The organism is Bacillota bacterium (assembly GCA_012839765.1).
Classification (GTDB): Bacteria; Bacillota; Limnochordia; order DUMW01; family DUMW01; genus DUMW01.
Map to the genome: position 1 here is coordinate 23205 of DUMW01000085.1, position 15532 is coordinate 38736.

Consider the following 15532-nt stretch of genomic DNA (forward strand, 5'->3'; position numbering starts at 1 on the left):
GGCTAAACATCCAAGTTCTCCACTTCTTTAGCATGCTCCTGAATGAATTCCCGGCGCGGTTCTACTTTCTCACCCATAAGCGTAGTAAAGATCTCATCGGCGGCCACCGCATCCTCCAACTGCAGTTGCACAATGGTTCTGGTCTCCGGGTTCATTGTGGTGTGCCAAAGCTGTTCTGCATTCATTTCTCCAAGACCCTTGTAGCGCTGGATCTCCACCCCATCGCGGCCAATCCGCTCCAGGATCTCGTTTAGCTCCTCATTGGAGTACAGGTAATGCTCCTGGCTTTTTCCCTTACGCACGCAGTAGAGGGGCGGCAACGCCACATACACATGCCCATTGGTGATTAAAGGCCGCATGAACCGATAGAAGAATGTTAAGAGCAAAGTCCGAATATGGGCACCATCCACGTCCGCGTCTGTCATCAGGATAATCTTCTTGTAACGCAGTTTCTCCAGATCAAATTCTTCCCCTACGCCGGCACCGATCGCGGTAATCATAGAACGAATCTCTTCATTGGCGAGGATCCGGTCCATCCGGGCCTTTTCCACGTTGAGGATCTTCCCCCGTAAAGGCATGATCGCCTGGAAGTGACGTTCCCGTCCCTGTTTGGCCGTACCTCCCGCGGAATCACCCTCCACGATGTACAACTCGCACTCTTCGGGGTTAGTGGAGGTACAGTCGGCAAGCTTGCCCGGCAGGTTGCTCACCTCCAGGGCATTTTTACGTCGGGTCAACTCCCGGGCCTTGCGGGCCGCTTGCCGGGCCCGGGCCGCCGCCAAAGCCTTTTCCACAATTTGCCTGGCCTGTTGGGGATGTTCCTCCAGGTAAATGGCCAGCTTATCGCTTACCACGGATTCCACAATACCCCGCACCTCGGAGTTACCCAACTTGCCCTTGGTCTGGCCCTCAAACTGGGGCTCCGGCAGCCGGACACTGATAACCGCAGTACATCCTTCCCGCACATCCTCGCCACTGAGGTTTTCTTCCTTCTCCCGCAGCAGATTCATCCTGCGGGCGTAATCATTGATGGTGCGGGTCAGTCCCGATCGGAACCCACTGAGATGGGTCCCACCGTCATGGGTGTGAATATTGTTCACAAAGCTGTAAATACTCTCGGTGTAGCCATTGGTGTACTGCAGCGCCACCGCCAGTTCCAGATCATCGGTGCTATGTTCGAAGTAGATGACATCCTCGTGAAGAGGATCCTTGGTTTTGTTTAGTTGCTGCACAAAGGAGATAATTCCGCCATCGTACTTGAAGAAATACTCCCGTCCAGACTTTTGGTCCGCCACCTCGATTCGCAGGCCCCTATTCAGGAAAGCCAATTCCCGGACACGACTGACAATGGTATCTATGTCAAAACGTGTAGTCTCAAAGATGGTGGCATCAGGCTTGAACTTAATGGTCGTGCCCGTTTTATCCGAATCACCCAAGACTTCTAGTTCTGAGACGGGAGCGCCCCGCTGAAAACGCTGGCGGTATTTCTTGCCATCGCGCTCGATGACCACCTCCAGCATTTCACTGAGGGCATTGACTACCGAAACCCCCACGCCGTGGAGTCCACCAGAAAATCGATAGGCCGAACCTTCTTGTCCGAATTTACCCCCGGCATGCAGCACCGTTAGCACTACTTCCACCGTCGGTCGCTTCATCTGGGGGTGAATGGCCACAGGGATCCCCCGGCCATTGTCAATCACCGTCAAAAAGCCATCGCTATCGATCTCCACGCGGATAAGGTCACAGAATCCCGCCATGGCTTCATCGATACTGTTGTCGATGACTTCGTAAAAAAGCTGCATGAGTCCCTTCTCATCGGTGCTACCGATGTACATTCCAGGACGTTTGCGCACCGCCTCTAGACCCTCTAAGACCTGGATCTGTTCAGCTTCATAGACTGCCTCTGGCCTATCAAAACCCATCTTCACATTGCCTCCACTGCCAAACTACTATTCGCAAAAAGACAGGCATTTTGGCACTCAATGCCTTGAAATACACGACTTTCTCACAACCACTAAGATTCTAGTATAACAACAGGTGGCTGTCAACTTAACCTTCGGTTAGTCTATACTTTACGGTTTGTCACTCGGTGCACTTAAAGTTAACTGGGGTGTGCTGTTTATCGACTGCAGCCTCCGCTTCAAGGTGGCCACGCTAATAGGCGACACATAGACCTCCTGGTCCAACAGGACCAACGTACGGGGTTTCGACCCTAGATGAACCACAAAACCTTCTTCCCGGGCTGTATCAATGAACTGGTGATTCGCTCGGTAATTCACCGGGTCTTGAATGCCAATCAAGGCAACTATCTTCTTCACCGGAACGGTGACATCTCGACCAATGTGTAAGTACACTACGTTTAAACCTCCTGCTATAACTTCTCCACTTGTTCCAATCTTCCCTGACGAATATGGCTAACCCGCGCCCCCTGGAGACTGGTGCGATCAATTGTACCAAGATCGGTGGTGGTCAAAAAGATCTGCGTGTCCTGGCTGATATAGGTCAAAAAACGCTCACAGCGCTGTTGATCCAATTCGCTCAAAACATCATCCAAAAGCAAGAGGGGTCGCTCTCCCCTGGCCTGGGCCACGTAGTCCAACTCCGCTAGTTTGCTCGCCAGCACCGCTGTCCGTTGCTGCCCCTGGGAGGCGTAGACTCTAGCGTCTTTGCCGTTAAGCACGAAGATTAGATCATCCCGCTGGGGACCGACGAGACTACTTTTTTGCCTTCGTTCCTCCCATTGCTTTTCCCGCAATTGATTCATAAAAATGCCCTGGATCCTGTCTTTGGTATAGGGCACCTTCCCGGCCCCGTGGGCGATCATATACTCCCTTTGGTCCCTCAAGAAAAAGGGTAGATAGACAATCTCCAGCTTTTCATCGGCAGCAATGGACAGTTGAGCTGCGCCGGCCAACCGGCTGATCTGCTCCACCGCTTCCATACGCCTTTGCATAATCTCCGTGCCGATCACCACCAACTGATGATCCCACAGTTCCAGTTGCTCCAGTTGGCCATGCTTCAAAGCCAGGTTCCGTTGGGCCAACACTTTGTTATACTTCTGCAATTGATGACGATAATACTTGTTCACCAAAGACAACTGCAAATCTAAATAACGCCGGCGCCCGGCGGGAGAGCCTTTTACCAGGTTCAGATCATCGGGTGAAAAAAGTACCGCCGACAACCTCCCAAAGACATCGAAGGCACTGGATAACCGCTTGGCACCCACCCAAATCTGTTTTCTGCGCCCCCGGACCAGACTCATCCGGATCCGGATGCTGGTCTGACTGTAAGCAACCTCCCCTTCTAGGGAAGCCTCCTCCCTGTGCCAGTTAATCAACTCCTCTTCCCGGTACGCCCGTTGAGAAGAGGCGGTGGAAAGATAATAGACCGCCTCCAGGAGATTGGTCTTACCCTGTCCATTGTTCCCCACAAAGACATTTAACCCCGGCCCCGGTTCATAGACGATCTCCTCAATATTCCGGAATCCCCGGATCTGCAACCGATCTAACCGCAAAAGCCGCATCATCCTCCATCTTGTCGCACGACTTTAATCTGACCCACCCCGGCCACCTCCACCACATCACCGGGGACGATCTGTTTACTCCGCCTTGACTCCCTTTGCCCATTTACCATCACTTGGCCCTCCTGGATCAGCTGCTTGGCCATGCCACCACTCAGACCGAAGGCCCATTTCAACAGACCCTGCAAGGGAATCGTCTCGGTGTAGATTTCCACTTCTTGCAAGCTAGATTTCCCCTTCACTAGTTTTCACCGGCATTACCAGATACAAGAAGAAATTGCTATCGGGAGACTTCAGAAGGGCCGGTCCATTGCTTTCGGCCAGTTCCAGCACCACTTCCTCCGTGTGCATCACCCGCAGAGCATCGATGAAAAACCGTGCCTGATAAGCGCCAAACAGCCGGGTCACAGTTCTGGATTCACCAGAGAAGCCCGTGGTCTCATCATCAACACTGGGGCGGGTCAAGTTCTCTACCGTATCAGGCAAGATGAGTTCTTCATCGATATGCCCCAACTCAGGCTCCCGACTGCTCACCAACAACCGATTCCCCTCCGCGGTGAGGAACATCACGGCACTACCCTTTTTGGTCATGATCCCCGCCCGATCACTGGCCGCCAAAAGCTCCACCCTCGACAGGGTTAGGGCATAGTTGTGCAAGTTGTCGGTGAAACGGGTGTAATCGGGGTAATCCCCCTCGATCAACCGCGCGGTGATCACCATACTTTCATTCCAGAAAGTAATAGTATTCTGTCCAATCTTGCAGTTAACCTTGCTCTTTTCCCCCAGTCCCCCAAGGATACGGGAGACTAGGTTCATGGTCCGCCCTGGCACCACCGCGCGCAACCGCTCCGGAAGGGCCATGTCCAAATCGGAGTCAAAAAGTCCCGTTTCGAAGCTATCCCCGGCGACCTCCTCTTCCTCTTCACCGGCGGAAACCACTTCCTTGGTACAGACCGCCAAACGGTTACCATCGGTGGAGACCAAATTCAAGGTTCCGGCTTCATATTCCATCAAGATACCGGAGATGAATGGCCGACGATCTTCCTGGGGACCTACACTGATCAACGTATGTCTGATCATGTCCTGTAGGTCATGGGCTGAGGTGACGAAATCTGGGGCGCCGGCGGGCAATTGGACACCGGGAAATTCACCTACGTTCAATACCTGCAACTTAAGACGCACATTGCCAGCCCGGAGTAAAACCACATTCTCCTCAGGGAGCATCTCTAAAGTCACATCGGTTTCGGGAAGCCGGCGGACCACCTGGGCGAAATACCGCCCGTCCACCAACAACTTCCCGGGCGCTTCTACTATAGCACCCAGACCACAGCGGATCCCTACCTTTTGGTCGCTCGCGGAAAGGATCAGTTGGTTATCACTGGCTTCCAGCAGGATGCCGGCGCTGCCCGGAAGGCTTTCGCTGTCCCCCGGGGCCACCGCGTGTTCTACAATATCAACGCCATTTCGCAAGTTTTCTTGTCTGCAGAGTATCTTCATGGTCTTCGGACCCCCGTGGGCCCCTCGCCTCCTTTGTTAGTTTACGTGCTTTTGTGGAAAACTCCCGGATATGATGGGGTGAATCCCTGCGATAGCCAAAATAGACAATAGGGTCGTAGTCGTAGTAGTAGGCCCTGTCTAAAAGTGGATAACCCCTCCCAAACCGGCTATAAACCTAAGTTTGGGCTGTAGGGAAAGCTGTAGACAGCCCCGCGGTCTTATCCCCAGGATCCCCATGGAAAAAAGAGGGTCTAGGACTATCCACCATTCATCCACAGGTTTTCCACAGGTTTTGTGGAAATCTAGCCACCATGCAACCGGGTTTTTAGGATCTGAATGGTCCGTTCCAGTCCGGGATCATTCTCAATATCTTGGCTAATCTTTTCAAAGGAGTGGAGGATAGTGGAATGGTCCCTTCCCCCGAAGGCCTCGCCAAGGCGGGGCAATGAGGCGTCAGTCATTTGTCGTGCCAAGTAGATGGCGATCTGCCTAGGAAAGACGATGGCCCGGGTACGCTTGCGGCCCCGCAGATCCGATGCCTTGATCCCGAAGTACTCGGCCACCACTTCTTGGATTTCTTCTATGGTTATGTCCTTACCGCGCTTTGGCGTGATAATGTCCTTGAGTGCCTCCTGGGCCAGTTCCAGATCTACTGAATGACCGGTTAAGGAGGCATAGGCCGCGATTTTGATCAAGGCTCCTTCCAACTCCCGAATGTTTCCTTCGATATGTTCAGCGATATAGAGCAAGACCTCATGGGGGATGGAAAGGTTTTCTGCGGCTTGCTTCTTCTGCAGGATGGCCACCCGTGTTTCGTAGTCCGGGGGCTGAATATCTGTGCCCAATCCCCATTCGAAACGGGAACGGAGACGTTCTTCAATGTCCGGGATCTCCTTCGGAGGCCGGTCGCTGGAGATAACAATCTGTTTATTGGCCTCGTACAGCGCGTTAAAGGTGTGGAAGAACTCTTCTTGGACACTCTCTTTACCGGCTACAAACTGGATGTCATCGATGAGCAGAATGTCCACATGGCGGTACTTATTGCGAAACTCCGGCATCGTTCGGGAGCCGATCGCGGTAATCAACTCGTTGGTGAAGGTCTCCGATGAAACGTAGACCACTTTGATGCCCCGATGGCGTTCCATAGCGTACTGACCGATGGCATGCATCAGGTGGGTTTTTCCCAACCCCACATTTCCGTAAATGAACAAGGGATTGTACGCCTTGGCCGGTTCCTCAGCCACAGCCAGACATGCGGCATGGGCAAATCGGTTTGAATCTCCCACCACATAGTTGTCGAAGGTATACTTCGGATTGAAGCTACTGGACTTGGGGATCTGCGCCGAGGTGGTCGATTGCCTTTTTTCCACCGGTTGGACTTTCTTTTCCGTCTGTTCCATGGGTGGTTTGAATTCATCGGGTAGCACTAGGGCAATCTGCCAAGACCGCCCAGTGATCTCCTCAATATTGGCTTCCAACCGCTTGAGGAATCTGGCCTGGATCCAATCGCGCACAAAGCGATTGGGAACTTGTACCACCAGCGAATTGCCCCGGAAACCCAGGGGTTTTGCTGACATTAACCACACACGAGCCCCGGGATCCTCTTCCGAAGCCTGTACGCTTGAGATGACCTTTGTCCAAATCTGCTGCAATCGTTCTGTCATGGCATTGGGCGCATTTTGGGTCAGCTTCTTGTGACATAGACAGAAATGCGCCATTACTTCCTTTCTATATATAGTAATCACGGTGCGGATAGATCCGAGCCAAGTAATATTCAGGAAGCTAGGCGGTGTATTGTTAATCATAGCCGACGGTGCCCAGTTATGGCAAGTAGTTTTCCACAGGGCCCTTCATTTACGGCTAGAGCTTTTCCAACCTTTTCCACGTATAGACACAAAAAGGCGAAGAAATCAGTATTGATGCGGGTTTAGCATCGCTCGGTACCGAACAACCTCTCCTTATCCAGTTAGGTATATTCGGTTCTCGAGGGAGACTTTCCTGCCTGCCAGGGAAAATAGGGAGTTTGTCCACAGTTGTGGATAACTTGTGTAAAACTAGTAGTGAAGCGGATCTCACAGGTACACTTTTCCCCAAAATGGGGGAAAAAAGGGAGGAAAATGGGCTTGCGGACGACATCGCGTCGCTTTTCCACAACTTATCCACAAGGTGTTGACATTTCCCCCGGAAAGCCGTCGGGGAAAAGCCCGGGGTTTTCCACAAGTTATCCACAGTTTCCCTACAGTTGGGGGAAATCGGTGGAAAACCGATAACCATGCGGTGTTAGGACGTCTTCTTTTGGACCGAGACGCAAAGTTATCCACAAGAACAGACATTTTGGGGAAGGGAGTCTAATCTAGATTGCAACGAGATCGCGGCTAGTTTCCACAGGTTTTACACGGTCTGGGGAAAACCATAGAAAGGGTTTAAATGGGTGAAAGCCGCTGTTTGCTTGACACTGAAAAGGAGGCTAGGCTATAATTTGATCAGCGTGTGGGCCAATGGAAATAGCAGTCAGGAATAGGAGTTGACGGGTTATGAAGAGGACGTATCAGCCGAAGGTACGTAGGCGCAAAAGAAGACATGGTTTTCGGCAGCGGATGCAAACTCCCGGTGGCAGGAACGTACTGAGAAGAAGACGTCAGAAGGGACGGAAGGTGCTATCTGCTTAAGGGTAAACAGTTGTGTAGATTCGAGGCTATAAAGAAGACCAGGGATTACCGAAGGGTTTTTGAGTCGGGGAGAAGTTATCGAAACAGAATGTTAGTCCTACACGCTTTAGATTCCGACGATGGGGTAGTCCGCGTTGGTTTTTCTGTTAGTAAAAAGATCGGCAAAGCGGTAGTGCGCAATCGCTGTAAACGCCAACTGAGAGAGATTCTCCGATCGTTGATCCCCCAAGTGACCCATGGGGGATATCTGGTTTTCTCCGCTAGGGCCGCCGTGAAGGGTGTCGATTACTGGACGCTACACGATGCGGCCGTCGATCTTTTGTACAGAGCTGGCTACCTAAAGGGGAAGAAAGCAACGTCAAGACGATGAAGATAAACTGGGTGACCAAATTTTGCCGATTCCTAGTGTGCGGGATGATCAGGGCATATCAGACGTTGATATCTCCGCTTCTGCCCCGACACTGCAGGTTCTATCCTACATGTTCGGAATATTGTTTAATCGCGGTCCGTCGCTATGGTGTCATTGTTGGTTTATCTAAGGGATTCCGTCGGATTTGCCGTTGCCATCCTTTCAGTGCAGGAGGATATGATCCTGTAGATTAGTCGTCGGAGCGGAATGGAGGAGACCTTTTGCGGTATATACAACTAGGCTTTGAATGGATATTGACTACCTTCCATCAGTGGACGGGCAGTTGGGGGCTGGCTATTGTACTTCTTACCGTCGTGCTGCGGATTGTTCTTTATCCCTTGTACCTAAGTCAGATGCGGGGACTGGCGATCCAAAGGCGGTTGCAGCCCCAATTGAATGAATTACAGAAAAAGTATAAGGACAAGCCCGAAGAGTTTAACAAGAAGATGATGGAGCTGTATAGGGAAAACAAGGCTAATCCCTTTGGGGGATGTTTACCCGCGCTCATACAGTTGCCGATCGTTTGGATTCTGTTCAGTGTTCTCCGTAGCTTTGAATTTTCCGGTAGTTTTCTATGGATTCCCGACCTCAAGAACCCGGATCCCCTCTACATTTTGCCCATCTTAGCAGCTGTTTTCACCTATGGTCAATCGAAGATGATGACTCCGTCCAAGGGGACTTCCGATGCGGCGGATGCCAGTGCGAACATGATGCTTTGGTTTAGTCCGATTTTGATTGGTACAGTGAGTATTGGGCTCCCTGCCGGGTTGACTGTCTACTGGACCGTGAATGCCATTTTGGGGATGGTGCAACAGTATTTCGTGCAACGGCGGCTCGATGCAGAGGAGAAAGGATGGGGGGCAACCACGAATGAAGACGACGGTAAGAAGCGGCAAGACGGTTGAAGAGGCCGTACAAGCGGTTCTTGACGAGTGGCAAGTGACCGAAGATCTAGTGGAAATCGAGGTCTTGGACGAGGGCAGCAAAGGGATCTTGGGGTTATTCGGGAAAGATGCCCTGGTGCGGGTAACGATGCGTGACCCCCTCGAGGAGAAGAGCAAGTTCGCCCAGGAGTTTCTGCAGACCATCGTGGATCAGATGGGTTGCACAGCCCGGGTGGAGATGAAGGTAGAAGACGATTGTGTTTATTTGACTATCACCGGCGAGGGGATCGGAAAACTCATCGGGCGGCGGGGTCAGACCTTGGATGCTCTCCAGGCTATCGTCAGTGCTGGAACTAATAAGGGCGAGGGCGAATGGGTTAGAATAGTGGTGGATGCCGAGGGTTATCGGGCCCGCAGGGAGGAAACGCTGCGGAAGCTGGCCCAACGGCTGGCTAAGAAGGTGAAGGGGACGAAGAAAAAAGCAGTGTTGGAGCCCATGAGTTCCTATGAGCGGCGGGTGATCCATCTGGCTTTACAAAATGAACGGGCTGTAGAGACCTTTAGTGAAGGGAAAGAACCCTATCGCCGCGTGATCATTGTCCCCAAGAATTAGGAGATCGTTGAAGAGCTAACCTTTTCGAACGCGGCCTTCGGGGCTGCGTTCTTCTTTTTGGAGGGAGTTATCTATGGCCACGGATACCATTGCGGCCATCTCTACGCCCTTAGGGGAGGGCGGAATTGGGATTGTCCGGATGAGTGGTCCCCGGGCGGTGGAGATCGCCAAGGGAATATTCCAGCCGATGGGAGGGGCTCCCTGGCCCGGGGAGTCCCATCGGTTGACCTATGGCCGGATAGTGGATGAAACCGGGCATGTCTTGGATGAGGTCTTGGTGTCGTTCATGCAGGCACCTCATTCCTATACCACCGAAGATATTGTGGAGATCAATTGCCATGGCGGTATGGTGGTGATGCAGCAGATCCTGGACCTGTTGTTGCAGCGGGGGGCCAGACTTGCGGAGCCCGGGGAGTTTACCAGGCGGGCCTTTATGAACGGACGGATCGATCTGGTGCAGGCAGAGGCAGTCATTGATCTGATCCGGGCGAAATCCGATGCGGCGGCAAAGGCCGCCAGCCACCAACTGCAGGGATACCTATCCCGGGAACTGAGGGAAATCTGGCAAAGGCTTGTGGACATCCTGGCCCACATGGAGGCTTCTTTGGACTTTCCCGAGGACGACATTGAGGAACTACCCCGAGAGGAGATCGCAGGGACCGTTGCTGAATGTATGTCTAAGGTGGAGGATTTGATCCGGAGAAGCCATCAGGGTAGGATCCTGCGGGAAGGGGTCTATACGGTGATCGCGGGTCCGCCCAATGTGGGTAAGTCTAGTTTGCTGAATGCGTTGCTGCAGGATGACAGGGCCATCGTTTCGCCCTATGCGGGGACTACCCGGGATGTAATCGAGGAACTGGTGAATATTGAAGGGTTGGTTCTCCGGATTGCCGATACCGCTGGGATCCGGGCCACGGAAGATGTGGTGGAGCAGCTGGGGGTGGACCGGAGCAAAGCGGCCTTTGCGGCCGCGGAGTTGGTACTGTGTGTTTTGGATGGGTCTGTTCCCTTGGGAGAGGACGGATTGGAACTGGTGAAATCCCTACCGGGGCGGTCCCATGTGGTGATCATTAACAAGATGGATTTGCCCCAGCGGTTGGATCGGAGCATGGTCGGGAGTTATACGGATCGGGTCGTGGAGATCAGTGCCTTGACCGGTGAAGGACTGGACCGGTTGCGGGAGCAAATCCGAAGGGAAGTATTGGGGGATGTGAGGATCGATGCCGGTAGTGAGGCGACGGTGATGCGCCTGCGCCATCGGCGCCATCTGGAGGAGTGCCTGGAGCGCCTTCGGGATGCCCAAAAAACCCTGGAGCAGGGGCTTCCCATCGATTTTGTTACCATCGATGTGCGGGCCGCGGGGGAGGCCATCGGTCGGATCACCGGAGAGAACGTGGCCGAAGACGTGATTCAGCAGGTGTTCGAAGAATTCTGTGTGGGCAAGTAGGTGAGGCTGATGGGAACCTATGATGTGATCGTCGTGGGGGGCGGCCACGGGGGCTGTGAAGCGGCGTTGAGCAGTGCCCGCTTGGGCTGTCGGACCTTGCTTGTTACTCTGCATATAGACCATATCGCCCAGATGTCCTGTAACCCGGCCATTGGGGGGCCTGCGGCCAAAAGCCATCTGGTGCGGGAGATTGACGCTTTGGGCGGTGTGATGGGGAAAGTTATCGATGAGACGTTTTTGAATATCCGCTTGCTGAACACGAGCCGAGGACCGGCGGTGTGGGCCCTGCGGGCCCAAGCGGATAAACGGGCCTATCAGCGGGAGATGCTGCGTCGACTTTATGCCACCGAAAACCTGGATGTGGTGATGGGGGAAGTGACGGACCTGTTGGTGGAGGATAACCGGGTGAGGGGTGTGCAGGTGACCAGCGAACGAATGTTCGTTGGGAAGACGGTGATCCTCTGTACCGGCACTTTCCTGGGTGGCCAGGTGGTGCTGGGGGACAAGAAGAGCCCCGGTGGACGGTTGGGGGAACCCGGGGCCACACAGTTGACGTCCAGTCTGGAGAAGTTGGGCTTCAGTTTGAGCCGTTACCAGACGGCTACACCGCCGCGGATTGATAAAAGGACTGTGGATTTTTCACAGATGACTAGGCAGGAAGGGACACCGGGCCTGCGCTTTTCCTTCAGCACCGAACGGCCCCGGGAAAGTATCTTGCCCTGTTGGTTGACCTATACCACCGAGGAGACCATCCGGGTGGTCCGGGAGAATCTTCACCGGTCGCCTATCCAAAGTGGAGCCATCTCCGGGGAAGGGCCGCGGTTTTGTCCCTCCATTGACCGGAAGGTGCTTCGTTTTCCCGATAAATACGATTACCAGATCTTCGTGGAACCAGAAGGACAGGACACGGTGGAATTGTATCTGTTAGGTCTGACCACCGCGATGCCCTTCGATGTGCAGCTGAAGATCCTGAAGACCATCCCCGGTCTGCAGGAAGCGCGGGTGATGCGGCCGGGCTATGCGGTGGAGTACGATCACATCGATGCCCGGGAATTGTGGCCCACCTTGGAGAGTAAGCGGATCAGGGGACTTTATTGTGCGGGACAGATCATTGGTACGTCCGGCTACGAAGAAGCCGCGGCCTTGGGGTTGATGGCGGGGATCAACGCGGCCCGTCAGGTGCAGGGGCTACCGCCGGTGGTGATCCCCCGCAGCCAAGCCTACATCGGCGTTATGATTGATGACTTGGTGACCAAGGGCACCAAGGAGCCTTACCGGATGATGACTTCCCGGGCCGAGTACCGGCTTTTGCTGCGACAGGATAACGCGGATTTCCGCCTGCGGGAGCTTGGCTTCCAACTGGGGCTGGTTTCCCAGGAGGAGTATGCAAGATTCCAGGAGAAAAAGGCCCAGGTTTTGGGATGCCTTCGGAAGTTGGAAAAAATCCAGGTAACCCCTACTGTGGAGGTGGTGGAGAAACTGGAGAAATTGGGAAGTGGTGGTCTTAAGAAGGCGGTCAGCTTGGCTGATGTGCTAAGGCGTCCTGAGATTAGCTACGAGGATCTGTTGGATCTTTGTCTTGAGACGCCTCGGGTAAGTTGGGATGTGGCGCGGCAGGTGGAAATCGAAGTGAAGTATGCCGGCTACATCGCGCGACAGCAGGAGCAGGTGGCCAGGTTCGAAGAGTTGGAAAGTATTCCCATCCCGAAGGATTTGGATTACACAAAGATTAAGGGTCTGGGCAATGAGGCGCGGGAACGGCTGTTGGAGGTCCGGCCCCTGACCATCGGGCAGGCCCGACGGGTGCCCGGGATCTCCACCGCAGACGTGACCGCGGTACTGGTGGAGATTAAGCGGAGGCAGCAGACTAACCAGGAAGGACGAGCGGTGAGCAGTGGCTAATTATGATGTGATTGTTATCGGAGCCGGACATGCGGGCTGTGAGGCGGCGTTGGCTGCGGCCCGGCTGGGTAGCCGGGTGCTTTTGGTCACGGCCAATTTGGACAGTATCGCTTTGCTTCCCTGCAATCCTTCGGTCGGGGGGCCGGGAAAGAGCCAGCTGGTGCGGGAATTGGCCGTATTTGACGGTGCCATGCCGAAGGTGGTGGACAAGACCCTGGTGCAGATTCGGCGGCTGAACACCTCGAAGGGGCCGGCGGTGCAGTCCCTCCGAGCCCAGGTGGACCGACGGATGTACCGACGGGTGATGGCTAAGGTGCTGGAGCGGCAGCCGGGATTGGAGGTGAGGGAAGGGGTAATCACCGAGATCGCAGTGGACGATCGAGGTGTGTGCGGTGTGTGGACCCAGACAGGACGGTTTTGGGAGGCCCGGGCGGTGGTACTCACCGCTGGTACCTATCTTAATGCCTTGTTACATTACGGGAAAGTGCATTTCCCCGGTGGTCCCAATGGCCAACGAACCTTCAGTGAGCTTTCTAGATCCCTGGAGAAGCTAGGGTTCCGGTTGCGCCGTTTTAAGACCGGCACACCACCCCGGGTCGATGGACGCACCTTGAACTATGAGGTGATGGATCCCCAACCGGGCCATCGGGTGGAACAGGGCTTTTCCTTTGAACCGTTGCGGCTGCCCGATCCCCAATTGATGTGCTATTTGACCTACACCACCGAGCAGACCCACCAGTTGGTGCGGGAAAACCAAGGGGAGGCCGCGTTGTTGTCTGGGCTTATCGAGGGTATTGGACCCCGGTATTGCCCTTCCATTGAGGTGCGGGTGTTCAATTTTCCCAATCGCCGGCGACACCAGGTGTTTGTGGAGCCCGAGGGATGGGATACGGAGGAAGTGTATCTGGCGGGGTTGTCCAACAGTTTCCCCGAGGCTATCCAAGAGGAGTTGGTCCATTCGGTGCCAGGGCTAGAGCAAGCGAAGATCACCCGCTTGGGCTATGCTATCGAGTACGATTGCCTCTATCCCGATGACCTCAAGATCACCCTAGAGACAAAGCTGATCCCTGGGCTTTTCACTGCGGGGCAGTTGAACGGGACTTCGGGGTATGAAGAGGCCGCGGTCCAGGGGTTGGTGGCCGGTGTCAACGCGGTGCGGTACCTGCGGGGAGAGGCTCCGTTGGTTATCGGGCGGGATGAGGGGTATATTGGTGTGTTGTTGGATGATCTGGTTACCAAGGGGACGGAAGAGCCCTACCGGATGATGACCTCCCGGGCGGAATACCGGCTATGGTTGCGGGAGGACAATGCGGATCTGCGGCTGGGCCAAAAGGCCTATGAGTTCGGCCTATTGAGCCAAGATAGATATGATGCTATCCGGGCCAAGTGGGATACTATCGCGTCCCGGGCCGAGGAACTGAAAGAACTGTGGGTGAAGCCCCAGGCGCCTGTGCAGGAGGTACTCCGGGCCGCGGGAACCACACCCTTGGTCCAGGGGGAGACTTTGTACCAATTGTTGAAACGTCCAGAGTTGGGTTATGGAGATATCCAGGCGATCTTGGCGGGTTTGGGCCGGGAGGATGCTTTTCCCTATCCAAGAGAACTGGAAGTGGTAGTGAAGTATGCGGAGTATATCGAGCGGGAGCGCAGACAAGTGGAACGGTTCCGGCAGTTGGAGGAGCTTTTGATCCCTCTGGATCTGGACTATGGAAAAGTGCCGGCCCTGTCCCGGGAGGCCACGGAGAAACTGAGTAAGGTACGGCCTCGGTCCTTGGGTCAGGCCAGTCGGATCAGTGGTGTGTCGGTGGCAGATCTTAATACCCTGATGATCTACCTGGAAAAAAGAAAAAGGGAGCAGTACCGTGAGTTTCAGTGAAGAACGCTTTTGTGAGGATTTGAAGCTGGGCGCGGAGGCCATGGGTATTCCCTTGTCACCGGAGACGGTGGAGGCGTTTTCGGCCTTCGCTCTTTATGTCTATGGGGCGAATCAACGGCTCAATCTTACGCGGATTCTTGACGAAAGGGAGATGGCGGTCAAGCATTTCCTGGATTCTTTGGCGGTGTCCTTTATACCGCAGTTTGAGTCTACGGATAGTTTCGTGGATGTGGGCAGTGGTGCTGGTTTTCCGGGGATTCCCCTTAAGCTTTACGCTCCGGACAAAGAGGCGGTGCTGCTGGACAGTGTTGGTAAGAAGGTGGCCTTTTTGCAAAGGGTCATCCAGCATTTCCAGCTGAAGGGAATTCAGGCAGTACACGGGCGGGCCGAGGAGCTGGCCTTGACCCACAGGGAAGACTACGGTGCGGTCCTATGCCGCGGTGTGGGCAGTGTGGGCGAAGTGTGCGAACTGGGGCTGCCGTTATTGAGGGTGGGAGGCGTACTGGTGATCATGAAGGGCCCCCAGGAGGAACCCGTGGACGAAGGGTTGCTGTTGGAAGAGTTGGGTGGAGCATTGAACCGGGAACAGCAGAGGGAATATGATTTGCCCTTTGGCTTGGGCGTTCGAAGACTGATTGTGGTGGAAAAGGTGCGTCCTGCCAGAGAGAAGTATCCCCGACGGCCGGGGATGGCCCGAAAGCGGCCATTGTTTTAG

The 15532-nt window shown here is 54.3% G+C and carries 15 protein-coding genes; 9 read left to right on the forward strand and 6 right to left on the reverse strand.

The genetic code is table 11. The annotated features are described in order from the left end of the window. Window positions 1–2: 2 nt before the first annotated feature. The 6 genes from gyrB to dnaA form a co-directional block, all read right to left on the reverse strand. On the reverse strand, window positions 3–1922 hold the full coding sequence (gene gyrB, locus GXX57_08555; protein HHV44695.1) for a DNA topoisomerase (ATP-hydrolyzing) subunit B: 1920 nt from the start codon (window positions 1920–1922) through the stop codon (window positions 3–5). A gap of 150 nt (window positions 1923–2072) precedes the next feature. Then, a complete protein-coding gene (locus GXX57_08560; GenBank protein HHV44696.1) occupies window positions 2073–2354 on the reverse strand; it encodes a DUF370 domain-containing protein in 282 nt (93 codons plus the stop codon). A gap of 17 nt (window positions 2355–2371) precedes the next feature. After that, entirely contained in the window at window positions 2372–3526 is a 1155-nt protein-coding gene (gene recF / locus GXX57_08565) for a DNA replication/repair protein RecF (GenBank protein ID HHV44697.1), read from the reverse strand. Beyond that, on the reverse strand, window positions 3523–3744 hold the full coding sequence (locus tag GXX57_08570) for an RNA-binding S4 domain-containing protein (protein ID HHV44698.1): 222 nt from the start codon (window positions 3742–3744) through the stop codon (window positions 3523–3525). Before GXX57_08570 ends, recF begins: the two co-directional genes overlap by 4 nt. Before the next feature lies 1 nt (window position 3745). Beyond that, on the reverse strand, window positions 3746–4990 hold the full coding sequence (gene dnaN, locus GXX57_08575) for a DNA polymerase III subunit beta (protein HHV44699.1): 1245 nt from the start codon (window positions 4988–4990) through the stop codon (window positions 3746–3748). A gap of 329 nt (window positions 4991–5319) precedes the next feature. Next, entirely contained in the window at window positions 5320–6735 is a 1416-nt protein-coding gene (gene dnaA / locus GXX57_08580; GenBank protein ID HHV44700.1) for a chromosomal replication initiator protein DnaA, read from the reverse strand. 816 nt (window positions 6736–7551) lie between these two features. On the opposite strand from dnaA, the gene rpmH reads away from it, so the two are divergent. The 9 genes from rpmH (at window position 7552) to rsmG (ending at window position 15532) form a co-directional block, all read left to right on the forward strand. Further along, window positions 7552–7686: a 50S ribosomal protein L34 gene (gene rpmH, locus GXX57_08585; GenBank protein HHV44701.1), complete on the forward strand. Its 135-nt coding sequence runs from the start codon at window positions 7552–7554 to the stop codon at window positions 7684–7686. 10 nt (window positions 7687–7696) lie between these two features. Further along, window positions 7697–8056, forward strand: coding sequence for a ribonuclease P protein component (gene rnpA / locus GXX57_08590; GenBank protein ID HHV44702.1), 360 nt, complete (start codon window positions 7697–7699; stop codon window positions 8054–8056). Then, window positions 8053–8289 carry a membrane protein insertion efficiency factor YidD gene (yidD, locus tag GXX57_08595; protein HHV44703.1) on the forward strand — a complete coding sequence of 79 codons (237 nt, stop codon included), beginning with the start codon at window positions 8053–8055 and terminating at the stop codon, window positions 8287–8289. The genes rnpA and yidD overlap by 4 nt, the downstream gene beginning before the upstream one ends. Window positions 8290–8316: 27 nt before the next feature. Continuing rightward, window positions 8317–9000, forward strand: coding sequence for a membrane protein insertase YidC (locus GXX57_08600; GenBank protein ID HHV44704.1), 684 nt, complete (start codon window positions 8317–8319; stop codon window positions 8998–9000). Continuing rightward, window positions 8966–9592: a protein jag gene (locus GXX57_08605; GenBank protein HHV44705.1), complete on the forward strand. Its 627-nt coding sequence runs from the start codon at window positions 8966–8968 to the stop codon at window positions 9590–9592. Before GXX57_08600 ends, GXX57_08605 begins: the two co-directional genes overlap by 35 nt. Window positions 9593–9665: 73 nt before the next feature. Next, a complete protein-coding gene (mnmE, locus tag GXX57_08610; GenBank protein HHV44706.1) occupies window positions 9666–11039 on the forward strand; it encodes a tRNA uridine-5-carboxymethylaminomethyl(34) synthesis GTPase MnmE in 1374 nt (457 codons plus the stop codon). A 9-nt stretch (window positions 11040–11048) separates the two neighbouring features. Beyond that, window positions 11049–12941 (forward strand): tRNA uridine-5-carboxymethylaminomethyl(34) synthesis enzyme MnmG, encoded by a 1893-nt coding sequence (gene mnmG, locus GXX57_08615; GenBank protein ID HHV44707.1) that lies wholly within the window; start codon window positions 11049–11051, stop codon window positions 12939–12941. Next, a complete protein-coding gene (gene mnmG / locus GXX57_08620; protein ID HHV44708.1) occupies window positions 12934–14817 on the forward strand; it encodes a tRNA uridine-5-carboxymethylaminomethyl(34) synthesis enzyme MnmG in 1884 nt (627 codons plus the stop codon). The genes mnmG (GXX57_08615) and mnmG (GXX57_08620) overlap by 8 nt, the downstream gene beginning before the upstream one ends. Next, window positions 14804–15532: a 16S rRNA (guanine(527)-N(7))-methyltransferase RsmG gene (gene rsmG, locus GXX57_08625; GenBank protein ID HHV44709.1), complete on the forward strand. Its 729-nt coding sequence runs from the start codon at window positions 14804–14806 to the stop codon at window positions 15530–15532. Before mnmG (GXX57_08620) ends, rsmG begins: the two co-directional genes overlap by 14 nt.